The organism is Rhodococcus sp. W8901, from assembly GCF_013348805.1.
In the GTDB taxonomy this organism is placed as follows: domain Bacteria; phylum Actinomycetota; class Actinomycetes; order Mycobacteriales; family Mycobacteriaceae; genus Prescottella.
In genome coordinates, this window is the sequence record NZ_CP054690.1 from 2103779 (window position 1) to 2125816 (window position 22038).

Genomic DNA, 22038 nt, shown 5'->3' on the forward strand with positions numbered 1-22038 from the left:
ATGATCGCCGTGCCCCAAGAGCTCACCAAGGGGCAGAACGCCGCCCTGTCCGTGAACGATGTCGTCGTCTCGATCGTCCTCACCGCGGCGGCGGACCTGTCCGCGCTGCTGGTCACCGCGGAGGGAAAGGTCCGCTCCGACAGCGACTTCGTGTTCTTCAACCAGCCCACCGGGCCGGGCGTGCGCCTGCAGCCCGGTGCCCCCGGGCAGGCCGCGGAACTGGCGGTGTCGCTGTCGGCGATCCCGGCCGACGTGGAGCAGGTGCGAGCGGTCATCACCCTCGACGACGTCGCGAGCAGCTTCGGTCGCTCGGCGCCGCCGACCGCGCGACTCTCCGATGCTTCCGGAAACGTGTTGTACGAGTACCGCATCGACGGTCTGGACACCGAGTCGATCGTGATCGCGCTCGAACTGTACCGCCGCCAGGGCTCGTGGAAGGTGCGTGCCGTCGGCCAGGGATACGCCGGCGGATTCGCGGCACTGGTCACTGATCACGGAGTGTCCGTCGACGACGCGCCTGCTCCCACGCCCGCGGTGACCGGCGCGGCCCCCACGATGGTGCCGCCCGCGGCACCCGCGCATCAGTCCACCAACGGCGGCACCGCCGGCACGCATGCGGCGCCGCCACCGGCCCCGGCACCGCCGCAGGCGCCCGAGGTCAGCCTCACCAAGAAGAAGCGGGTGAACCTCAGCAAGGGGCAGAAGGTCACCCTCCGTAAGGACGGCGGGGTGGCGCTGACCCAGGTCCGGATGGGGCTGGGCTGGGATCCCGTCAGCAGCCGAGGACTGTTCGGGTCGCGGTCGTCGTCCAGCATCGACCTGGACGCCTCGGCCGTGATGTTCGCCGGGACCAAGGTCTCCGACATCGTGTTCTACGGCGCGCTCCAGTCCGACGACCGGGCCGTCGTGCATTCCGGAGACAACCTCACCGGGGACGGCGCCGGCGACGACGAGGTGATCACCGTGGATCTCACCCGCGTCGATCCCACGGTCACCACCATCGTCTTCATCGTCACGTCGTTCCGGGGACAGACCTTCGAACAGATCGCCAACGCCTTCTGCCGCCTGGTCGACGCACCACAGGGGACCGAACTCGCGCGGTTCACGCTGCAGGGCGGAATGCCCTTCACCGCTGTCGCGATGGCGAAGGTCTACCGGCAGGGCGGTGAGTGGAAGCTGCAGGCGATCGGCGAGGGCTTCGACGCGAAGACCGCGAGCAAGGCCATTCCGCACCTCGGCCGCTTCCTGAACGACTGACGACGCGGGCGGCCGGGCGCGCGTGATCGGCGCGTGTCACGGCTGCCGGCGTGCAGTCCCGATCATCACGGCCAGGGCGAGCGCGAGCGCAGGGGCGTTCGGCAGCATGAAGCAGATGGCGGCGAGCATGATCCACAGGGCGGCGACCAACCCGGCGAGCCCGCCGAATTCGAAGTGCGCGAACACGATCGCGACCAGCCCGAAGCCCAGCGCGGCGGTGAGCGACGCCCGCACGATCTGCAGCGGAGACCAACGGCGCAGCAGTCGGACGTTGACCTGGGTTGCGCCGATCATCGAGAAGGCGCCCGCGCTGAAGACGAGCGCGAACTGTTGCTGGTCGAGTCCGAAGTGATCCTGGTACACGAAGGACGCCCCGGAGACGTAGGCGAAGAGCGAGGCCGTCACGACACTCGACACGAGCGTCAACGCCACCAGCCGCGCGCCACTGACACTGGGGGCGATCACGGGCGCGACACCGAGGATCAACATCAGTCGGGATATTACGACAGCTACGGCCTTGTCGGAGAACAGGTCCCGGACCATCGCCATCGTGACGACCGCCGCGGCCGCGGCGCCCATGCCCTGGAACACGCGCAGGGCGCCGAGCATCGCGATGCCGGTGGCGAACACCGCGAGGAGCGGACTGACGATATGGAGGGCGATCCCCGCGACCAGGGGACGCTTGCGGCCCAGGCTGTCCGACAGTGGACCCACCACGAGCTGGCCCAGTGCCAGACCGATCAACGTTCCGGTGATGGTGAGCTGCGCGCCCGACGGCGTGGAGTCCAGTGCCGAGGCGATGTCCGGCAGGGCCGGCAGATGCATGTCGATCGTGAAGGGGCCCAGGGCCGTCATGGAGCCGAGTGCCACGATCGTGCCGGTTCGCGGTCCCCGCGTCGCGTTCGTGGCGGCGCCCGCGGCGTCCGGATCGGTTCCGGGCGTTGTTCGTAGCGTGTCGTCGGCCGTCATGCACAGACGATGGCGGATGTGCGCCCGGTCACGCGAGTTCGCTCCCGTGGGATGGAAACCCGGACGCGCGATGGCGCGCCGTGCGCGCGGATTCGGCGTCCGGCCTTCCGCCCGCGGATGCCGCAAGGGCCGGGCTCCCTGGGGAACCCGGCCCTCACGTGCTGGCGATGATCAGCTCAGCGAGCTGAGCTGCTGGATCAGCGGCATGATGGTCTTGACGAGGTCGATGACGGCGCTGAGCGTGGAGAAGGAACCCATGTTTAGTCCTCTGAGTGAGCTGGTGGATGTGGCCCGACGCCACTGGGTCTAGAAGTTAGCAGGCGAATGTCGGATATGGGTGAACTCGAACCAAACTACTGGACATTTGTCCAATTGACGGGTCGTCGACGGGCCGAGGGGGGCGTCGATAGCGTGAGATGGCGCACGCCGACGTGAGGGGGTTCGGGCATGACGGGGCGGGTCGCGGCTTCCGGACCCTTGCCGTCGATCAGCGCGGCTGCTCGCCGGGGGCCCGGCCCCGCGCTCGGTGGGCCTATCGGCTCTCCGAACTCGCGGCGGACACCGTCGCGCTCGTCGAACAGTCCGGGCTCGGTCCGGTACACGTGGTGGGGCACGACTGGGGTGCGGCCGTCGCCTGGACGCTCGCCGCCCGTCGTCCGGACCTGGTCCGGACCCTCACCGCCCTGTCGGCGCCGCATCCTGCTGCCTTCGCGCGGGCGCTGATGACGAGCCGCCAGATCGGGATGTCGTGGTACATGCTTGCGTTCCAGCTGCCGCTCCTGCCCGAACGGGCGTTCGCGGCAGGAGAATTCGTGCGACGTCACCTCCTCGCGAGCGGGATGACCGCGGCGGCGGCCGACCGCGATCTCGCGGCGATGCATGATCGTGGCCGAGCCCGCGGGGGACTGAACTGGTATCGCGCGATGATGCTCACCACTCCCGGTGCGACGTCCGCCAGGGTGCGTGTCCCCACCCTGTATGTGTGGAGCGACGGGGACATTGCAGTCGGGGAGGCGGGCGCGCGTGGGACGGAGCGGTTCGTCGACGCGCCGTACACGTTCGAGATCCTCCGCGGAGTCAGCCACTGGATCCCGGAGGAGGCGCCGGAGCGCGTCGACGCCCTGCTCGGCGCCCACCTCGGGCAGCCGCCGGTCAGCTCCTGACGTAGGTGCTGCGGGCGGCAGCGACCAGGGTTCGACCGTCCTCGAATCGCAGGAAGCCGGCCGCGACCGCGCGATCGGTGGCCTCGGAGACCCGGGAGACGTAGGTGTCCTGGTCCGGGTACAGCGCGGTCAGCGTCTCGGCGTCGAGCGGCACGGTCGCGCCGTTGTTCGGCACCCGAACCGTCTCTCCGGTCAGCGCCGCGACCGGGGCCTCGACGGCCGGCGTGCGCACGCCGCCGCGGGCGTTGCCGAAGCGGTCGCGGACGATGCCGGAGCCGGTGGTCTCGATGGGCTCGGCGGATGCCGGCGCGGTACCGTCCGTGACCCAGGTGCGCAGGGCACGCAGCGCGGCCGACACGACCTGTGCCTGAGGGCCGTCGTTGACGATCCCGAACATGGTGCTCAGATCCCGGATCTGCCCGAACTGGGCGGTGTACTGCGGGTAGAGGATTCGCAGGGCGTGCGCGTCGGAGTGCGCGGTGCCCGCGATCTCCCATGTCCGGAGGCGGTCGGTGTCCGGTTGGCGGGCGGCGACGAACGACTTGGGGCCGGGTCCCCCGCCCAGTTCGAACAGTTCGGTTTCGGTGAGGACCTGGAACACCGGGATGTCGAGGTCCGTTCGCACCCGGGCGGGCGCGACCACCGTCGGGCCGTCCGGCCCGTCGAGCGCCGCGACACCGGATCCGGAGCCGAGCGGAGCCCCGAACCCGGCGCGGCTGTGGACGAAGAGACCGTCGAAGACCCGTGCGTGCGGATGGATCGCGTTGGCGTACGTGAGCATCCGGAATCCGGATTGCGACTGGCCGGTCGCAATCAGGTTCTCCACCACCAGTCCGGCGAGCGGGGCGGCACCGCGCGGTGCGCGCAGTGCCGCCCCGGCCTGGGAGAAGATGTCGTACGAGTAGGCGTCGCCCGGGTGGTGCAGCGGTCCGTAGCGCTGCGGATCCCACGCCTTGAGCCCGACGACGTTGGGTCCGAGCGGGCTGCCGCCGGTGCTGTTGACGCCGGCCGCCTGAGCGGAGACACCCACCCACGCGTAGCCCTGCAGCAACTCGGAGTGCATGTAGCCGAAGTCGACGTCCACATCGACGTTGCCGCTGACGTTGAGCCACTCGACGACGACGGTGCCGTTGAAACGGCTCGGATCCTTCGGCGCCCGCACCAGCAACCGCGTCCGGTACGGGGCCTGCCCGGCCTCGGCGACCCCCCACCGTCCGTCGGATTCCCACGCCCCGTCCTCGCGGTACGCCGTGGCGGTGCCGCTGAGGAAGAACTCCTGCTCGGTGTAACCGGCCGCCGCCAGGTCGACGGAGGTCGCAGTCCCGGGGGAACTGTGCATCCCGTCGGGCAGTCGGTCGCGGTCGGTGTCGAATCGTCTTGCGTGCAGGAACATTCGGATCGAGCCTCTCTGACAGGGGACTGCGCCGTTGCAGCCCCCACGCGTGAAACCTAACGCGTCGGTGTGGCGACGATCACACTAGGGTCTCGCTGGGTGGGACTCTTTCTCGGTTCAGCCCCCGGCGTAGTCCCCGAACCGCTCGTCGACCTCCTCGGCGGTGAGCCCGTACTCCTCGAGCGTGTACCGGTGGGCCGGTTTGCGGTTGCCGGAGTGGCTCTCGGAATGCATGTCTTCCATCTCGCGATGTGCCTGGTCGGACATCGGGATCGAGAACTGGGAATAGATCTTCTCGACCGTCCCCAACGGGTCCGCGACGAAGTCTCGGTAGTCGACGTCGATGAACTGGGCCGGGTCGTACTTGGCCCGCGCCGCCGTGAAGTCCTCGAGCCCGCGTGCCCACAGGTCCAGCTGGCCGCGGCCGATCACCTCGCCGCGGAACGTGTTGGACCAGCCCTCGGTGGCGTGCTCGGCGAGGCTGCACATCGACGGGATGATGGTGCTCGGCGGACGGTGGGTCTGGACGATCAGCGCGTCCGGGTACACCGCCATCAACTCGTCGAGCGCGAACAGGTGGCTCGGGTTCTTGAGGACCCACCGCCGGTCGCGGTCCGGCAGGCCGATGAGCTGGAGGTTCTTCTTGTGTCGGGCGTAGGCGTTGGTCCAGTCCTGGCCCTGCAGCCATGTCGAGTACGTCGGCAGGTTCGCCAGGCACTCGTACGACACCGACTTGAAGGTCTGGCGCAGCAGCTGCCAGCACTCCTCGACCTCGCCGGCCGACATGTAGTGCACGCCCATGAACTCGGGGTGATCCACGTGGTGCTGGCTGAACTGCTGTTCGATCGCCTGGAACACGGGATTGGAGTCCCACGTGTCGCGCGGCGGCCGCGGCTGCGGCATCTCCGTCAGCCACATCTCCAGACCCTGATGCGCGGGGTCGACGGTCAGGAGGCGGTGCAGTGCGGTGGTGCCGGTGCGGGGGAGGCCGGTGACGAAGATCGGACGCTCGATCTGCACGTCGGCGTGTTCGGGGAACTGCTTCCAGGCCGCCTCGCTCAGCAGCCTCGCCACCAGCGCGCCGCGGAGGAAGACGCGAGAGATCTTGCTGCCGAACGGCGTCAGGTCCTCGTCGCGGGCGTACGAGTCGAGCAGTACGCCGAGAGCCTCGGTGTAGTCGTCGACGCCGAAGTCGGTGAGGCCGGTCATCCTGGTCGCGGACGCGTGCAGGTCCTCGACGGTGCCGACGGTCGTGCGTTCAGTCATGGTGCTCCTTCAGAAGCCGGCTCTAGTGGTGGAACTCGCCGCAGTTGACGTCGAGGCACTGGCCCGTGATCGCGCTGGCCATCGGTGAGGCCAGGAAGATCACGGCGTCGGCGACCTCGTCGGTGGTCGGCAGGCGCTTGAGGTCGCTGTTCGCCGCGGTGTGCTCGTAGACCTGGTCCACCGTGATGCCGAACTTCTCGGCCTGGTGCTCGAAGAACTTCTTCAGCGTGTCGCCCCAGATGTAGCCGGGCGCGACGGAGTTCACGCGGATGCCCTGCGGTCCCAGTTCGGTGGCGAGCGACTGCGACATCGCGAGCAGCGCCGACTTGGCGAGCTTGTAGCTGCCGTAGCGCTCCTGCGAGTGCCGCAGCACCATCGAGTTCACGTTCACGACCGCACCCTTGGACTCGGCCAGAGCCGGGGTGAACAGCTGCGTCAGGCGGAGCGCACCGAGCACGGTCAGCTCGATCGCGTCGCGGATGTGCTGGAAGTCGGTGCGGCCGAACGGCTTCATCGACGGCACCGTGAACGCGTTGTTGATCAGGCCGTCGACCCGGCCGAAGGCGTCGGTGGTGGCGGCCAGCAGGTGGGCGGCCGAGGCGTCGTCGGTGATGTCGGTCGACACCGTCACCGCGCGTCGGCCCAGATCGGTGACCTCCTTGGCCACCTCGTCGAGTCGCGACTGGGTGCGCGCGGCCAGCACCAGGTCGGCACCGGCTTCGGCGCAACGCAGCGCGAGTGTCCGGCCGAGCGCCGGACCGACGCCCGAGATGACGATTACCTTGTCCTGCAACAGATTTGTCATGTCCTACCCCAGCATTCTGTCGGCGACGGCAGACTGGCGCGCCGCGATGCGGGCGGCGAAGTCCTCCGGCGTGATCTTGTTGTGTTCGTGGAACGGCAGGTTCGCGGCGATCTCGTCGAGCTTGACCACCTCGACGGTCGGGCCGTCCTCGGGCGTGAACTCCCGCGACGTCCGCTGCCACCGGAACTGCAGGTAGCCGCGCGGATGGCCGAGGGCCTCGAGCCAGTTGGTCACGCCCGGGTTGTGCTCGCTCAGGACCATCCGGATCATTCCGTCCGGATCGACCTGCGCCTGGGTGTTGTTCAGCGACGTCTGGTGATTGATGTAGTCGAGCGAGATGTACCACAGGCTGCCCAGCTGGAAACCCTGGTACGGCGCATCGGATTTCGGCACCGTGATGATCATCGCCTCGTCGTCGGCGAGTTCGTAGTGGCCCACCGAGGAGTACTGCGTGGCCAGGCCGCCCGGGGTGAGCCGCGGTGCGGTCATCGTGTTGACCGGCAGGTTGTCGTAGAACCACTGCGGGAACTGCAGCCACGTCTTGACGCGGGTGACCAGTGCCTTGCCGGCGCGCGCGAACCGCTTCTCGGTCTCTTCCTTCGTGAGCGGCGGCACCGGGACACCGATCCGGTCGGCGCGTTCGATCCGGATGGTGCCGCGCTGCTGGCTCCAGTCGCTGTAGACCTCGCGGACCACCAGCTGGCTCGAGCCCGGTGCAAGCGTGAAGTGGTTCCGTCGCCCGTCCGCCGGACTCGGCCCGAACGTGGCGACGAACGTCCCGTCGTCCTCGATGTGGAGTTCCCGGTCGTCGAAGGCGATCTCGCTGCCCGGCACGTTCGCGTTGGTGTAGTTGCCGCTGAGCACCTGGAAGCTCAGGTCGGCGGTGGTGCCGCGGGTTCCGGTCACGATGTACTCGGCGTCGTCGTTGATCCGCGCCCCGAAGTACAGGGTGTCGGGATTGTCGAGGCCCATCTTCGTGTACGGCCCGGTGCCCTGGATGAAGGTCGGATGAGTCTTCTCGGTGGCCCAAGCCGCGTGGACGGTCGCGAGGATTCCGCCGGCGAGGTACTGCATCCCCTCCAGCAGGTCCTGCTCCGACCGAATATGGGGGGCGCTCTCGACCAGTTTCTCGGCCTCGGCCATGGCCTCGGCGAGTGGATCCGTCAGCACACCTTGCTCCTTCTATCCGGTGGTACAAATATGTACCTGGGTGGTAGAACATGCGATGCGTCAGACGATAGAACGTGTTTCAAGGAGTGGTCAATGACTGCAGGGGTCGCCGAGCCCGCCGAGTCCGGTGGACGCCGTTCTCCGCCGACGGCGCGGGTCGTCCAGATCCTCGACTTCCTCGTCGCTCGGGAGGAGCAGCGATTCGGGCTGTCCGAACTCGCGCGCACGCTGGCGATCAGCAAGCCGACCTGCCTCGGCATCCTCTCCGAATTGGTGTCCGGCGGATACCTCACCCGTGATCCGGCGTCGAAGACGTACGGCCTCGGTCCTGCGCTCATCGCCGCTGGACGCGCCGCGCAGCGAGGATTCGCCATCGGGCCGATCGCGCGTGCCCAACTCGACAAGATCGCCGCCGAGTTCGGTGCGGTGTGTACGGCGTCTGCGGTGGTGGGTGACCAGGTCATGATTCTCGAGACCGTCAACCCGCCGGGGGTCACCCTGGGGCGCACGGCGGCCCGGGTGGGGCAGGCGTATCCGTTCGCCCCGCCGGTCGGACTCATGTACGTGATCTGGGACGGCGACGACGATCTCGAGGCCTGGTTGCGGCGGGAGCCGGCGCTGCCGGTCGTCCTCGACCGTGACCTCCTGCAGCGGGTCGTCGACGACTGCCGCCGGGTCGGCTACCTCGTCGAGCGGCTCACCCCGGTCGGGCGCAAGCTCTTCTCGCTCATGGCGGGCGTCGCCGGTCGGGATCTACCGACGGAGCTTCGTGAGCTGATCGGCGAGATGGTGTCGAGCCTCGGTGAGCGTGTCTATCTGCACAGCGAGACCGAGGTCGGCGTCGAGTATCCGGTGAGCCTGATCGCCGCGCCGGTCTACGACGCGGACGGCCACCAGTCGCTCGTGCTGACGCTCGACGTGGGTGGGGCGATCAGTGGCGCGGAGATCGCATGGCGTGGTGCGGCGCTCGTGGCGGCCGCGGATGCCGTGACTGCGGAGGTCGGCGGTCGGTGTCCCGTCCGCCCCTGACCGGCCGAATGTCACATGCGTTCGGTCTGACTGAACCGATGTGACATTCGGCCACGGCGCGGGGTGATCGCGAGCCATTGACCGCCCGGTGGAACCGGTTCTATTCTCAGCTCAGAGTCAGTATGCGAACCGACCCGGTACAAAACTGTACCGATTGATCCGTCGAGGAGCCGCGCGTGACACCCCTGGCGTCCCCGTCCACCTACGAGCTGTCCCACCTGCAGGCGCTCGAGGCCGAGGCGGTCCACATCTTCCGTGAGGTCGCCGCGACATTCGAGCGTCCCGTGCTGCTGTTCTCCGGCGGCAAGGACTCGGTGGTCATGCTGCACGTCGCGGCGAAGGCCTTCTGGCCCGCGCCGTTGCCGTTCGCCGTGATGCACGTCGACACCGGACACAACTTCGACGAGGTCATCGAGTTCCGGGACCGGACCGTCGACCGCCTGGGGCTGCGGCTGATCGTGGCGAGTGTGGAGCACGACATCGCCGCCGGGCACGTGGTGGAGGAGACGGGCCCGCGGGCCAGCCGCAACCGGCTGCAGACGCACACCCTGCTCCGCGGCATCCGGGACAACCGTTTCGACGCAGTCTTCGGCGGCGCCCGGCGCGACGAGGAGAAGGCCCGAGCCAAGGAACGGGTGTTCAGCTTCCGGGACGAGTTCGGCCAGTGGGACCCCAAGGCGCAACGCCCGGAAGTGTGGAGCCTCTACAACGGGCGACACCGCCGCGGCGAGCACATCCGGGTGTTCCCGCTGTCGAACTGGACCGAGCTCGACATCTGGCAGTACATCGCCGCGGAGGAGATCGAGCTGCCGTCGATCTATTACGCGCACCGCCGTCCGGTCGTCGAGCGCGACGGAATGCTGCTGGCGCACACGCGGTTCCTGTCCCTGTTGCCGGGGGAGGAGTCCCGTGACGAACTCGTCCGGTTCCGTACCGTCGGCGATGCGACGTGCACAGGCTGCGTCGAGTCGTCGGCCGTCACCGCGGCCGAGGTCGTGACCGAGGTGGCCGCGAGCCGCATCACCGAGCGTGGCGCCACCCGCGCCGACGACCGGATCTCCGAGGCCGGGATGGAAGACCGCAAGAAGGAGGGGTACTTCTGATGGTGCACACCCAGCAACTCCTCCGCGTCGCGACCGCGGGCAGCGTCGACGACGGCAAGTCCACCCTGATCGGACGCCTGCTGTACGACTCGAAGTCGATCTTCGAGGACCAACTCGAGGCGGTCGAACGCAGCAGTCGCGAGCGGGGCACCGAGTACACCGATCTCGCCCTGCTCACCGACGGACTTCGGGCCGAGCGCGAGCAGGGCATCACGATCGACGTCGCGCACCGCTACTTCGCCACCCCACAGCGCAAGTTCATCATCGCCGACACCCCCGGTCACGAGCAGTACACGCGCAACATGGTCACCGGCGCCTCGACCGCGGACCTCGCGCTGATCCTCGTCGACGCCCGCAAGGGTGTGCTCGAGCAGACCCGGCGGCACGCGTTCCTGTCGACGCTCCTCGGGATCCCGCACCTCGTGTTGTGTGTGAACAAGATGGACCTCGTCGAGTGGTCGCAGGAGCGATTCGAGGAGATCAAGGACGAGTTCGGCCAGTTCGCAACCAAACTCGACGTGCACGACCTGACGTTCATCCCGGTGTCTGCACTCAAGGGCGACAACATCGTCACCCGCACCGAGAACATGCCGTGGTACGAGGGTTCGTCGCTGCTGCACCATCTCGAGGACGTGCACATCGCGTCCGATCGCAACCTCATCGACGCGCGCCTGCCCGTGCAGTACGTGATCCGGCCGCAGCAGCAGACCGACGCCGACCTGCACGACTTCCGCGGCTACGCCGGAACCGTGGCCAGCGGCGTGTTCAAACCCGGCGACGAGGTGGTCGCCCTGCCGTCGGGATTCACGTCGACGATCGCCGCGATCTGGGGGCCCGGCGGCGAGCCGGTGAAGGAGGCGTTCGCGCCGTCCGCGGTGTGCGTCCAGCTGGCCGACGACCTGGACGTGAGCCGCGGCGACACCCTGTGCCGGCCCAACAACCGCCCGCTCGTCGGTCAGGAGCTGGACGCGATGGTCTGCTGGCTCACCGAGCAGTCGGCCCTCAGTGAGGTTGCCCGCTACACCGTGCTGCACACCACGCGCGCCACCAGGGGCCAGGTCGTCCGGCTCGACTACCGCCTCGACGTCAACACCCTGCACCGCGACGAGACCGCGCAGTCGTTGACGCTCAACGAGATCGGACGCATCCAGCTGCGCACCCAGCAGCCGCTGCTGTTCGACCCGTACCGCCGCAACCGAGTCACGGGCAGCTTCATCCTCGTCGACGACTCGACCGGCAACACCGTTGCGGCCGGCATGATCACCGGCCCGACGCTCAAGGAATCGAAGGTGGTGTGGCACTCGGCCGCAGTGTCCCGGGAGGAGCGGGCCACGCGCGGGATGACCGTGTGGCTCACCGGGTTGTCGGCGTCCGGCAAGTCCACCGTGGCCGTCGAACTCGAACGCCGCCTGGTCGCGGCCGGGGTGCCGGCCTACCGGCTCGACGGCGACAATCTCCGGCACGGACTCAACGCCGACCTCGGTTTCACTGCCGCGGACCGCGCCGAGAACGTCCGTCGGGTGGGTGCGGTCTCGCAGTTGCTCGCGGACGGCGGCACCGTCGCGATCGCATCGCTCATCAGTCCGTACCGGGCCGACCGCGACAACGTGCGGCGGCAACACCTAGACGCGGGCCTGGCGTTCGTCGAGGTGTTCGTCGACACCCCCATCGAACAGTGCGAGGCCCGCGACCCCAAGGGCATGTACGCCAAGGCACGGGCGGGGGAGATCACCGGATTCACCGGCGTCGACGACCCGTACGAGGCGCCCGAACACGCAGAGTTGGTGCTCCGGCCCGAGGACGGCGATCCGGTCGCGCAGGCCGCGAGGATCATGGAGTATCTGCACCTGTGAGCACCGACACCGATCTCGCCGCCGACCTGGCCACCCGCGCGGGCGACCTGCTGCTGGACCTGCGCAACCGCGAGCTGTGGGACACCCCGCTCGACAACGCTGCGGCCAAGGAGTTGGGGCGGCGCGGCGACAAGGCGGCCAACGCGCTGCTCGTCGAGCGGCTCGCGGCCCAGCGGCCGGACGACGCCGTGCTGTCCGAGGAATCCGCCGACGACCCGTTCCGGCTGGACAATCCACGGGTGTGGATCATCGACCCGCTCGACGGCTCCCGGGAGTACGGCCTCGTGGGCCGCACCGACTGGGCCGTCCACGTCGCGCTGTGGGAGCGGGGACTCGGCATCACCGCCGCCGCCGTCGCACAACCCGCGCGCCGCGAGGTGTACGTCAGCGGTGCGGTCCACGCCGTCGCCACCGACCGTGCCCGGCCACGAATCCTGGTGAGCGACAGCCGGCCACCGCAGTTCGTCGACGCGCTGGCCCGGCGGGTCGGCGCCGACGTCGCCCCGATGGGGTCGGCGGGAGCGAAGGCGATGGCGGTGCTGCGCGGTGAGGCCGACGCGTATGTGCACGCCGGTGGGCAATGGGAATGGGACTCGGCGGCACCGGTGGGCGTCGCTCTGGCCGCCGGACTGCACTGTTCCCGGATCGACGGGACGCCCCTGCGCTACAACGAACCCCATCCGTACCTGCCCGACCTGCTCATCTGCCGCCGCGACCTCGCGGTCCCGCTGCTCGCCGGGATCGCCGAGGAGACCGGCGGTCCCACCGACACCCCGCGGGTGGCGATGGCGCGCGAATACATCGACTCCCTCGTCACCCACGACACCAGCAAGGTCCGGCTCGCCCGGCACTGTCACCGCTACGAGAACGGCCAGCGCACAGGCGATTCCGGCGACGAGATTCGCGCCATGCTCGAGAACGGAGCGCAGTACCGGCCGATCAGCGCCGTCCGGGACCTCGAGTTCCGGGAGTGGGGCACCGACGTGGTGGCCCGCTTCCTGCTCGACATGAGCTTCGGACGCGACACCCTCACCGTCGCGATCACCGAACACTTCGCGATCCCGAGCGCCGAGATCGACTCGATCACGGCGATCATCGAACCGCAACGCTAGCTAACTAGGCGTTCAGACCTGTCGGTAGTGTCACCCCCGTGGCATTCGATGACAGCGAACGGTCGGCCCTGTTGGCTCTGAAAGGTGTCGGGCCCACCGTGGTGCGACGGCTCGAAGACATGGGCCACGACAGCTTCGACGCATTGCGATCCGTCCACGCCGACGACATCCTCGACGCGGGGGCTGCCGTCACCGGGTCGACCTGCTGGCGCAACAGCCCGCAAGCCCGCGCGGCGATCGCTGCGGTCCTCGAGCGGGCACACCGGGATCGACCGGAGTTCGGGCTCCGTAACCGGCCTCCGTCGTCGGGATCGACGATTACGCCGATGCGGACTCCGCCGCCAGGGCGGCCCCGAGCGCGTCGAGTAGAAGATTTGTGCCTTCCTCGCGGGACCCGGCGTCGTCGTAGCCGTCGAGGAACGCGCCCTGCTCGGTCATCACCAGCCGAGTGCCGGCCCCGGACGGGAACAACTCGATCGTCGCCAGCGACACGGAGGTCCGGACGTCGTCCATGTGCATGTCGTACGTGTAGACGATTCGCTCGTTCGGCACGATGTCCTGGTAGATGGACGAGAACGAATGCACCGGGCCGTCCTTCGGCCCGCCCGCGGTGGTCTCGCGACCGCCGACACGGAAGTCCATCGTGTTCTCGCCCGACACCCATTCGTCGGGGGCGGTGAACCAGCGGGCCTTGGTGTCGGGGTCGGCGAACGCGTGGAAGACCTGTTCCGGGCCTGCGTCGTAGGTGCGTTCGATGACGAATGTGGAATGGGTGACCGATCGGGTGCTCATGGCTGCTCCTTACGAATCAGCGTGCTTCGTCGGTCTCGGTGAGGTACTCGCCGAGTCGGTCGAGTCGACGCTCCCAGGTGGTGCGCCGCTGGGCGATCCACTGTCCGGCGCGGTCGAGAGCGCCCGGGATCAGCTGGTACGTGCGGGTTCGGCCGATCTTCTCGGACCGGACGAGTCCGGACGCCTCCAGCACCCGGAGGTGCTGCACCACGGCGGGCAGTGACATGTCGAACGGCGCCGCGAGCTCGCTGACCGAGGCCGAGCCGCGGCTGAGTCGCTCGACCATTCCGCGCCGACTCGGATCCGACAGTGCGTGGAACACCCCGTCGAGCGGCGCAGAATACTTAAGCACCCACTTAAGTATTCTCGCTCGCCGCCCCAAGTCAAGGGATCGACGTCAATTCGCGGGCCGTCAGAAACGCAGGGTCATCGGACCCGGGTTCCACAGCCCCGACCGCCGTTCCGTCACCGTCGTCAGTTCGGCCGGCACCGCGGACTCGTTGCGCGGCGTGAACTGTTCGATCTGTCCCCAGTCCCGACGCCAGTCGTGATCGAGATACGAAGGGATCGTCTCGGCGGTCAACAGTTGGTCGGTCCAGCCCAGCGGGCCACCACCGAAATGGTCCTCCCACCGGTTCGTCGAGACCGCACCCGGGCGATCGGGAAGGATCCGGTACCCGGGCACCTCCGCGACACCGTTCAGATGCGAGAACGGCTGCTGGCACGGGAACTGGAGCCCCACGGCCCAGTCCGCGAGCACCGGGGTGTCGGACCCGACGACGTCCTGGAGGGTTCGCGTCTGCGGAACTCGCGGAGGAGTGACCGCGAGCCATTGATCGGGATCGCGGTCCTCGTCGGAGGCGACGAGACGAACCGCGTCGGCCTCGGCGGGCAACTGGTCCAGGGGAACCCGCACGTTCCGCCACGACGGCTCGGGCCCGATGTCGAAGGGCAGCGCCCGGCCCAGGACGTCCACCGAACCGTCGGGTCGGCGGACGCCGTACTCGAGCTCGAGGTCCTGGCCGTACGTGACGATGCCGTCGCGGTCCATCGAGCGGATCCGCCCGGCGACCGCAATCGAGACGATGTCGGCGCGGGTGCCGTCGTCGCCGACGGCCGGCAGACCGTACCAGCCGCTGACCAGTGACGCCGGGGTCTGCTCGCTGGTGCGGTAGCTGCCGAGCACGGGCGTGGTGGCGGGGTCGAGCCCGTACGGCAGCGCGACGGAGCTGCCGTTGACGCCCACCGATCCCTCGCCGCCGCCCGTTCCGGCTGCGGTGTCCGTCGTCGTGGTCGTCGTGTCGGGGTTGACCATGTTTGCGGTGCCCGATGCCGCGGTCTCCGCGTCGGCGCTGAGATCAGACGCGACGCCGTTGGGCCCGAACCCGGTGGATTCGGTGCCGGCGAGCGCGGTCGCCGCGTCGCCCGAGAGCGGTTGCAGCATGGACGCATTCGGATCGGTTTCGAGCAGCACGTCGTTCGCGAGCCCGCAGTTCTGGCCACGCAGCGCGTCGAAGTTCGATCTGCCGACCGAGTACGCGGGGTACTGGCTCACCGTGCTCTTCGCGAGCGAGAGCACTTCGAACAGCACCATCGCGGCGGCGGCGATCGTCAGCGGGGGCAGCGCCCACAACCATCGGGTGCGGGAACCAGGTTCGGGTACACGGGAATCGCGGACGTGACACCACGCGGCAACCGCGACCATCACGATCGCCCCACCGAACAGCACGGTCGCAGCTCCGGTGCCGGCGAGCGACGGCGGCTTGTCCCACCACATCACACCCCACGCCGACACGTACCAGTAGTTGTTCGTCCCGATGAACGTGAACGCCAGGAGGAACAGGATCCCGGCTGCGAACAGAGCGCGGTTACGGGGCGAGCGCAGCACCGCCGTGCTGACGGCGACTGCGGTGAGCACAGCGAGGGTACCCGCCAGGCCGGCGAAGACGCCGAGGTGGTGCGTCCACTTGGTGGGCGTGAACATCATCAGCGCGACAGCGCCGAACGTGACCCCGATGATCCGGCGGGACGGACCGGCCGAGGTGCCGGGGATGCGTCCTCCCTTGCGCAACATCGCGAGGACGGAGACCGCGAGCCCCAGGAACATCACGAAGATGCCGAACCTCCGCGAGAGCGAGCCGTCGGCGGTGTCGTTGAGCAACCACTGGTACCTCAGGTTCTCGCTGAACCACTTCTCGCTCGGGCCGCCGGCGTCGTGGGCGTCCTGCATCGCCGGGACGACCGCGAGCGTCTGGTCGGCGAAGATCGCGACGAGTATGGCGGTGCCGGCGGCCACGAGCGGCAACAACAGCGCCGCATAACCGACGGTCTTCGCGCGTGCGATCACGATCCGCAGGAGCGGCCGCAGTCCGGCGAGCAGTGCAGCGAAACAGATGATTCCGGAGGGCCCGACCGAGAGCGTCGCGGCGGCGACGAGGATCGCGACCGCCGCCGGCAGCAGGCGCCGGGTCGCGATCGCCCGCTCCACCGAGCACCAGGTGAGCAGCACACCGGCCGCGACGATCGGTTCCGGACGCAGGCCGTTGTTGTACGGCAACCACACCGCGAGGAAGCCCAACGCGCCCGTCCACAGCGCGAGGCGACTCGTGCGCGCCGCGGCACCGAGCCGCGGCACCACCTCGCGACTGAGCACCATCCACGTCACGATGCCCGCGAGCAGCGCCGGCAGGCGCACCCACGGACTCGCGTTCCAGATGTCGTCGAGCAGTCCGAAGATGTAGTAGTACGGGGTGCCGAACGGGGTCTCCGGGACACCGAAGTAGCGGAAGTAGTTGGACATGTAGCCGGACGACTGCGCCGAGCGCGCCATCGTGTACTGGTAGCCGTCGTCGGCAGTGGTCGCGCCGATGAAGTGCCACAGCACCAGCGTTCCGATGACGACCACGTCCACGACTCCGAAACGCCACCACCGGGCGGGCAGGAAACGGCGCGCCCGGCGGCCGTCCGTCAGATCGAGTCGATGCAGCGCGAGCAGGGCCAGCAACGTCGCCAGCACCGTGACGATCATCGCGACGATCTTGATCAGCGTGGGCGTCGTGGAGAACCGGGTGTCGAGTTCCGCGGTCACCTGCAACCCGGCCGGTGCCGAACCGTCGAGATCGCTGAACACGCCGACCATCTGGGGGCGGACGTCGCCCTCGACGGTCTTCGTCGTCAACTCCCCGCCGGGGCCCGTGATCGACGCCGTCGTCCGGTTCGAATCGGACGAGATGACGATCGCGCAGTCGACGCCGCGCAGTTCCGACAGCGGAGTCGAGATCAGCGACCTGTCGCGGAGGATCACCTCCAGGCGGGCGGGTGTGGACTCCGACGCCGCCACGGTCTTGGCGATGAGGCCGTACTGCTCCGTTCCCGGCGCACCGGCGGGAATCGTCGAGACCAGAAGGCCTCCGTCGTCGAGGCCCGCGGCCGTCGCGCACGGGATGCGGGCGTCGAAGGTGAAGGGCGCATACGACACGAGGGGCGCCTCGACGCTGGTCGTGACGCCGTTCTGCGGCCACGACAGCGTCGCCTGCTCCTGATGCACCGGCAGTAAAGGTATGACCAGCGCCGACACGATGCCGACGATTGCCGCGACGATCGCGATCAGTCGCGCGCGTCGAAGCCCCCACCTCGACGCCGCCCGATCGTCTGCTCGTGCCTGCCCGCTCGCGGATGCATGCTCCGCCCCCACCATGCTGTCGACCACGAGAAGCGATGGTAACCGCAATCACACGAACCGCGGCCATACGCACCGCGTCACTGCGAAATCCGGCAATTCGCCGGGTAGAACTGACGGATGAAGGTCTACACCGGAACCGATCCCGCCATCGATCTGTCGAAGGTGGCCGAGTTCGCCCGACGCGTGGAGGCCGCCGGCTACGACGGCCTCCACGTCTCGGAGACCGTGCACGACCCGTTCCTGCTCGCGTTGCTCGCGCTGCAGGCCACCGAACGGATCACGGTGCGGACCTCGGTGGCGCTCGCGTTCGTGCGCAGCCCGCTCGTGACCGCCTACACCGCATGGGACCTGTCGAAGCTGTCCGGCGGACGGTTCCATCTCGGTCTCGGCAGCCAGATCCGGCAGAACATCGAAGAGCGGTACGCGATGCCGTGGAGCGCGCCCGCGGCGGCGATGCGTGAATACGTCGGCGTCGTGCGGGCCGCGTTCGCGACGTTCCGCACCGGAGAACTCGTTGCGTACGAGGGGGACAGGTACCGCTTCACGCGGATGCAGCCGTACTTCAACCCGGGCCCCGATTCGGCAACCCCGATGCCCCCGATCTACCTGGGCGGGGTGGGACCGCTCATGTGCCGCGTCGCAGGAGAGTGCGCGGACGGCCTCGTCACCCACCCCACCAACTCCGATCCGCGCTACCTCGTCGACGAATGCGTGCCGGCGCTGACCGACGGTGCGTCGACGGTAGGTCGCTGCCTCGACGGCTTCGATGTCGTTGCCGGACTGCAGGTGATCACCGGCGCGACCGACGCGGACGTCGCCGAGGAACGCGAACGTCGCCGCCGCCTGTTCGCGTTCCTGTACTCGACGCCGGCCTACCGCGGTGCGCTCGAGCGTCACGGCTTCCCCGACCTCCAGGGTCGGTTGTCCGACCTGGTCCGTCGCGAGGACTGGGATCGGTTGCGCGACATCGTCACCGACGACGTCCTCGGCACGATCGTGCCTACCGCGCGCTACGACACGCTCGCCGACGCGATCAGCCGGCGTCTGGACGGCGTCGCGCAGGGTGTCACGCTGGCGCTGCCCGAGAACCCCGACCAGGATCGGCGGATGGCCGACGTGGTGGCCGAGTTGCAGGCCATGTAGGGCCCGGAAGCTGGAGAGTTGTGGAGGGGAGTGGGATGAGTCGTGTCGCTCGGATCGTGCCCGTGCTCGCCGCACTGCTGTGCGGTGTGCTCGCCGGTCGGGTGCTGTGGTCGCCGATGCCCGACGACTACGTCAGGGGCGGGAGCAGGCTGCCCGACGCCCTCTCCGCGAACGGGGCGGGTGTCGCGTGTGCCGCCGTCGTGGCCGTGCTGGTGACGGTTGCACTGACCCGGCGGCGCTCGGTGACGCTGGTGACGGCCGCTGCCGTGGCCGGGCTGCTGCTGCTCGCCTTGCCGGAGGTGCTGTCGTATCCCGACGATCCGGCGGTGCTCCTGTACTCGAATTCCGTTGCCGCAGGCATGATTCTGGGTGCGATCTCACCTCTCGCCGCCCGCGATCGGAACGTCCAGGCCGCGCTCGCCGGGGGTGCCATCGGTGCCTTCCTGCTGTCGGGGTCCGTCGTCGACCTGCGTCGGTTCGGTAGTGCGGACTCGGGTTGGATCGGCTATGCCCCGCTGACGTCGCGCGAGTCCGTGGAGCAGTCGGGCGTGGTGGGCCTGTGGCCCGCCGTCGTAGCCGCGGTTCTGGTCGTCCTGACGGCCCTCGTCGATCGGAGAGTTTCGTGGACTGCGCGGGTCGACACCCGGTGGCTCGCGGTCGCCGCCGCACTGCCCGTCGCGGCCTTCGCGGCCAACTGGATCCTGATCGAGTCGGGGGCGCGTCCCGAGTGGTGGTATCCGTACGTCGGTGTGACGGTGGCGCTGGTTGCCTGGATCGCGTGGCAGTTGCCCGGGCGTGACGGGCAGGTGGTGTTCGCCGGTGCCGCGGTACTCGCCGCGGCAACAGGGGGAATGCCGTGGTCGAGCACCGACTGGTGGGCCCTCGCGATTCCGGCCGCGCTGATCGTCGCCGGAGTCGCGACGGGGCTCCGGTGGCCGGTTCCGGTGGCCGGGTTCGCGCTCCTGGCGGCGGTGGCTGCGGCGTCCCTGGTGGCACCCGAGTGGGATCTCCGCTCGATCGCCTCCATGTTCGTGCTGCCCGCCGCAGCGGGGTACGTGGTCGGTACCTGCCTGCCCACAGCCGCGCCTGCGTCCACGGTCGGACTCTCGCTACCGTTCACCGTCGGGATCCCGGGCATCGCGGCAGCGGCCTGGACGATCACCGAACGGTACGCCGACTACGCGTCGTCGTCGGTCTTCGAACCGCAGGTGTCGGTCTCGGCGCCCGCCGCCGCGGTTGCCCTCGCAGCGATCGTGTTGTGCGGTGTGGGCGCGTGGGGACTCGATCTGCGATCGGGAGCCCGGGGGGCCTACTGACGTCACGGACCATGCCCGGAAACGGCCGAAGGCCCCACTCTCGAAAGAGTGGGGCCTTCTCGGTGCCCCCGGCAGGATTCGAACCTGCGGCCTTTCGCTCCGGAGGCGAACGCTCTATCCCCTGAGCTACGGGGGCGCACCGGAAATCCGGTGTGCCAGTGGGCGGAGTTAGCGTAGCGCATTGTCGGCGATCATCCACATCGCCTGGTAGATCGGTGTTTCTCGGCCGGTCGGCGCGGAAACGAGACCGGGCGGCACACCCGTTCGAGGATGCGCCGCCCGGTCCACAGGCGTACCGACTAGTTCATCGGTAGCGGGGCGGCGTTCCGCTCCGCGAGCATGCCCGTGATGAGCGTCGACTCGCCCTGCTGCGTCGCGACCATCGTCTTCGCGAGGTTACGAACCACCGGAACGTCCGCGTACTGCTCGGCGTACTGCATCATCGGGAGCCCACCCTGATGGTGCCGCAGCATGAGCTGAAGGAACATCACGTCGAGCGCCGGCCCCGACGACTGTCCCAGCGCCGACATCTCCTCGGGGCTCGCCATACCCGGCATCGAGCTGGAGTCCTGTGCCGGCTCCGCCGTCGATGCCGCTGCGTGGTCCGAATGACCGTGGCCCTCGCCCTCGGTCATCCAGGTCATGTACCCGCCGCTGGGCAGTGGCGCCTGATCCCACAGGGCCAGCCAGCCTTGCATCTGGCCGACCTGGTTCTGCTGGGTCGTCAGGATGTCGTACGCGAGGTTCTTCACCGCCTGATCGCCCGACTTCGTCAGCGCGATCGTGGCCATGTCGATGGCCTGGTTGTGATGGACCGTCATGTCCTGCGCGAACCCGACGTCGACGGAATCAGATTTCGGGACTGTGGTGGTGTCGTCGTTCAGCGGCAGCTTCACGAAGAAGCCGAGCGCGAATCCGATGGCCAGGACACCGATCAGCCCGATCACGGTGAGCGCCGTTCGTTGACTGCGGCTGGACGGAGCGGAACCGGCCTCGGCCTGGTTCTGGTTGTCGGTCATCGGGTCGGTCAGCCGTTTCCGCCGGTCGCGGGCGCCGGCTGCTGGAGTTCGGTCGGAATCTGCATGCCGTTGGGCAGACCGGCGCCGCCGCCGGTCTCACTCGCGTCCGGCGTGATGCCGCCGCCGTCCATCGGGACCGCGTCCGGTCCCGGCGCGGCCGCGTCGAACGGAGGCGGGTTGGCGGGATCGAACGAGCCGGGGATCGTCGAGCAGCTCGCGCCGACCTCGGGGTAGGCGTACCGGTTGAGGCGCAGGGCGGCGATGAACTGGTCGATGCGCTCGTCGTCGGCGGTGTCGACCTCGAGCTGGTGTCCCCACGACTGCAGCGAGATCGGGGAGTCCATGCCCGGGTACGGAGACATCAGCATGTAGCCGTCACGGGAGCTCGCACGCTCCTCGAGCTGCTTGCGCTGCGCGTCGTCGATCTTGTCGGGGTTGTACGCGATCCAGATCGCGCCGTGTTCGAGCGAGTGGACGGCGTTCTCGGTGCGGATCGGATCGGCGTACACGGTGCCCATGCATGTGGCCCACACGGAATCGTGCGGTCCGCCGAACGGCGGGGTCTGGTCGTACGCGACCCGCTGGGTCGCGTCGACGTGCACGCCGGCCGGGTAGTCGACCGTGACGACGCCGTCGATCGCTGTCGACGGATCCTGATTGGACTCGGACGGGGTGAACTTCGCCACCGCCTGCTGATCCTGGTACTTCGGGAAGATGTTGATCGCGAGGACGCCGATCAGGGCGACGACGGCGATGACCGCGCCGATGGTCAGCCACGGAATCTGGCGCGCCGTGCCCCCGCCGCGCTTGGCGGCAGGCACCCCGCCCTTGTTCTTCGCTGCCTTGATTGCCTTGGCTGACTTGGCCCGGGTGTTGTTATTTCCGGGACCGCGACTTTCCGAACCGCTGGGCATCGATGAGTGCTCTTTCGGTGATTGGACATAGGGCATCTCCGAGGAGTATGTA

18 protein-coding genes and 1 tRNA gene are annotated in these 22038 nt (G+C 68.7%); 8 read left to right on the forward strand and 11 right to left on the reverse strand.

The window, feature by feature from the left end:
* Positions 1 to 9 precede the first annotated feature (9 nt).
* Entirely contained in the window at positions 10 to 1257 is a 1248-nt protein-coding gene (locus tag HUN07_RS10005; protein ID WP_174909467.1) for a TerD family protein, read from the forward strand.
* A gap of 36 nt (positions 1258 to 1293) precedes the next feature.
* Here HUN07_RS10005 and HUN07_RS10010 read toward each other — a convergent pair whose 3' ends face one another.
* Positions 1294 to 2226, reverse strand: a complete 933-nt coding sequence (locus tag HUN07_RS10010) for an MFS transporter (RefSeq protein WP_174909469.1) — start codon at positions 2224 to 2226, stop codon at positions 1294 to 1296.
* Between the two features lie 416 nt (positions 2227 to 2642).
* On the opposite strand from HUN07_RS10010, the gene HUN07_RS10015 reads away from it, so the two are divergent.
* Positions 2643 to 3389, forward strand: coding sequence for an alpha/beta fold hydrolase (locus HUN07_RS10015; RefSeq protein ID WP_174909471.1), 747 nt, complete (start codon positions 2643 to 2645; stop codon positions 3387 to 3389).
* Here HUN07_RS10015 and HUN07_RS10020 read toward each other — a convergent pair.
* The 4 genes from HUN07_RS10020 to HUN07_RS10035 all read right to left on the reverse strand — a co-directional run bounded on the left by HUN07_RS10020 (position 3379) and on the right by HUN07_RS10035 (position 8023).
* Positions 3379 to 4782 (reverse strand): alpha/beta hydrolase domain-containing protein, encoded by a 1404-nt coding sequence (locus HUN07_RS10020; protein ID WP_174909473.1) that lies wholly within the window; start codon positions 4780 to 4782, stop codon positions 3379 to 3381. The genes HUN07_RS10015 and HUN07_RS10020 overlap by 11 nt on opposite strands.
* A gap of 117 nt (positions 4783 to 4899) precedes the next feature.
* Positions 4900 to 6048: a sulfotransferase family protein gene (locus HUN07_RS10025; RefSeq protein WP_174909475.1), complete on the reverse strand. Its 1149-nt coding sequence runs from the start codon at positions 6046 to 6048 to the stop codon at positions 4900 to 4902.
* 22 nt (positions 6049 to 6070) lie between these two features.
* On the reverse strand, positions 6071 to 6853 hold the full coding sequence (locus tag HUN07_RS10030) for an SDR family oxidoreductase (RefSeq protein WP_174909477.1): 783 nt from the start codon (positions 6851 to 6853) through the stop codon (positions 6071 to 6073).
* Between the two features lie 3 nt (positions 6854 to 6856).
* Complete coding sequence (locus tag HUN07_RS10035; RefSeq protein ID WP_174909479.1) at positions 6857 to 8023, reverse strand: hypothetical protein; 1167 nt, start codon at positions 8021 to 8023, stop codon at positions 6857 to 6859.
* Positions 8024 to 8116: 93 nt separating this feature from the next.
* Here HUN07_RS10035 and HUN07_RS10040 point away from each other — a divergent pair, with 93 nt between their 5' ends.
* The 4 genes from HUN07_RS10040 to HUN07_RS10055 all read left to right on the forward strand — a co-directional run bounded on the left by HUN07_RS10040 (position 8117) and on the right by HUN07_RS10055 (position 13120).
* Positions 8117 to 9052: an IclR family transcriptional regulator gene (locus tag HUN07_RS10040; protein ID WP_174909480.1), complete on the forward strand. Its 936-nt coding sequence runs from the start codon at positions 8117 to 8119 to the stop codon at positions 9050 to 9052.
* Positions 9053 to 9228: 176 nt separating this feature from the next.
* Entirely contained in the window at positions 9229 to 10155 is a 927-nt protein-coding gene (gene cysD, locus HUN07_RS10045; protein ID WP_441346806.1) for a sulfate adenylyltransferase subunit CysD, read from the forward strand.
* Complete coding sequence (gene cysC / locus HUN07_RS10050) at positions 10155 to 12008, forward strand: adenylyl-sulfate kinase (RefSeq protein ID WP_174909482.1); 1854 nt, start codon at positions 10155 to 10157, stop codon at positions 12006 to 12008. Before cysD ends, cysC begins: the two co-directional genes overlap by 1 nt.
* Positions 12005 to 13120, forward strand: a complete 1116-nt coding sequence (locus HUN07_RS10055) for a 3'(2'),5'-bisphosphate nucleotidase CysQ (protein ID WP_174909484.1) — start codon at positions 12005 to 12007, stop codon at positions 13118 to 13120. Before cysC ends, HUN07_RS10055 begins: the two co-directional genes overlap by 4 nt.
* Positions 13121 to 13438: 318 nt before the next feature.
* Here HUN07_RS10055 and HUN07_RS10060 read toward each other — a convergent pair whose 3' ends face one another.
* The 3 genes from HUN07_RS10060 to HUN07_RS10070 are packed head-to-tail and all read right to left on the reverse strand — an operon-like array spanning position 13439 to position 17621.
* A complete protein-coding gene (locus HUN07_RS10060) occupies positions 13439 to 13912 on the reverse strand; it encodes an SRPBCC family protein (RefSeq protein ID WP_174909486.1) in 474 nt (157 codons plus the stop codon).
* Between the two features lie 16 nt (positions 13913 to 13928).
* The gene (locus tag HUN07_RS10065; protein ID WP_174909488.1) at positions 13929 to 14264 is read right to left on the reverse strand and encodes an ArsR/SmtB family transcription factor; all 336 of its coding nucleotides are present in this window, start codon (positions 14262 to 14264) and stop codon (positions 13929 to 13931) included.
* 60 nt (positions 14265 to 14324) lie between these two features.
* Positions 14325 to 17621 (reverse strand): arabinosyltransferase domain-containing protein, encoded by a 3297-nt coding sequence (locus HUN07_RS10070; RefSeq protein WP_254622884.1) that lies wholly within the window; start codon positions 17619 to 17621, stop codon positions 14325 to 14327.
* Between the two features lie 90 nt (positions 17622 to 17711).
* Between HUN07_RS10070 and HUN07_RS10075 the strand changes: the two genes are divergently transcribed.
* Together HUN07_RS10075 and HUN07_RS10080 are read left to right on the forward strand one after the other, a co-directional pair.
* Positions 17712 to 18737, forward strand: coding sequence for a TIGR03617 family F420-dependent LLM class oxidoreductase (locus tag HUN07_RS10075; RefSeq protein WP_174909490.1), 1026 nt, complete (start codon positions 17712 to 17714; stop codon positions 18735 to 18737).
* Positions 18738 to 18772: 35 nt separating this feature from the next.
* Positions 18773 to 20053 carry a hypothetical protein gene (locus HUN07_RS10080; protein ID WP_174909492.1) on the forward strand — a complete coding sequence of 427 codons (1281 nt, stop codon included), beginning with the start codon at positions 18773 to 18775 and terminating at the stop codon, positions 20051 to 20053.
* Positions 20054 to 20116: 63 nt separating this feature from the next.
* On the opposite strand, the gene HUN07_RS10085 is transcribed toward HUN07_RS10080, so the two are convergent.
* From HUN07_RS10085 to HUN07_RS10095, 3 genes are all read right to left on the reverse strand, one after another.
* Positions 20117 to 20189: transfer RNA gene (locus HUN07_RS10085), tRNA-Arg, on the reverse strand.
* A 163-nt stretch (positions 20190 to 20352) separates the two neighbouring features.
* Entirely contained in the window at positions 20353 to 21072 is a 720-nt protein-coding gene (locus HUN07_RS10090) for a DUF305 domain-containing protein (RefSeq protein WP_174909494.1), read from the reverse strand.
* 8 nt (positions 21073 to 21080) lie between these two features.
* Positions 21081 to 21986 carry a DUF3105 domain-containing protein gene (locus HUN07_RS10095; protein WP_114722190.1) on the reverse strand — a complete coding sequence of 302 codons (906 nt, stop codon included), beginning with the start codon at positions 21984 to 21986 and terminating at the stop codon, positions 21081 to 21083.
* Between the last annotated feature and the right edge of the window lie 52 nt (positions 21987 to 22038).

What these genes read in the sequence shown, in the direction of transcription:
- HUN07_RS10080 (WP_174909492.1), top strand. Translation starts at nt 18,773, where the DNA reads ATGAGTCGTGTCGCTCGGATCGTGCCCGTGCTCGCCGCACTGCTGTGC.
- cysC (WP_174909482.1), top strand. Translation starts at nt 10,155, where the DNA reads ATGGTGCACACCCAGCAACTCCTCCGCGTCGCGACCGCGGGCAGCGTC.
- HUN07_RS10010 (WP_174909469.1), bottom strand. Translation starts at nt 2,226, where the DNA reads ATGACGGCCGACGACACGCTACGAACAACGCCCGGAACCGATCCGGAC.
- HUN07_RS10060 (WP_174909486.1), bottom strand. Translation starts at nt 13,912, where the DNA reads ATGAGCACCCGATCGGTCACCCATTCCACATTCGTCATCGAACGCACC.
- HUN07_RS10025 (WP_174909475.1), bottom strand. Translation starts at nt 6,048, where the DNA reads ATGACTGAACGCACGACCGTCGGCACCGTCGAGGACCTGCACGCGTCC.
- HUN07_RS10090 (WP_174909494.1), bottom strand. Translation starts at nt 21,072, where the DNA reads ATGACCGACAACCAGAACCAGGCCGAGGCCGGTTCCGCTCCGTCCAGC.
- HUN07_RS10020 (WP_174909473.1), bottom strand. Translation starts at nt 4,782, where the DNA reads ATGTTCCTGCACGCAAGACGATTCGACACCGACCGCGACCGACTGCCC.
- HUN07_RS10075 (WP_174909490.1), top strand. Translation starts at nt 17,712, where the DNA reads ATGAAGGTCTACACCGGAACCGATCCCGCCATCGATCTGTCGAAGGTG.
- HUN07_RS10095 (WP_114722190.1), bottom strand. Translation starts at nt 21,986, where the DNA reads ATGCCCAGCGGTTCGGAAAGTCGCGGTCCCGGAAATAACAACACCCGG.
- HUN07_RS10040 (WP_174909480.1), top strand. Translation starts at nt 8,117, where the DNA reads ATGACTGCAGGGGTCGCCGAGCCCGCCGAGTCCGGTGGACGCCGTTCT.
- HUN07_RS10030 (WP_174909477.1), bottom strand. Translation starts at nt 6,853, where the DNA reads ATGACAAATCTGTTGCAGGACAAGGTAATCGTCATCTCGGGCGTCGGT.
- HUN07_RS10015 (WP_174909471.1), top strand. Translation starts at nt 2,643, where the DNA reads ATGGCGCACGCCGACGTGAGGGGGTTCGGGCATGACGGGGCGGGTCGC.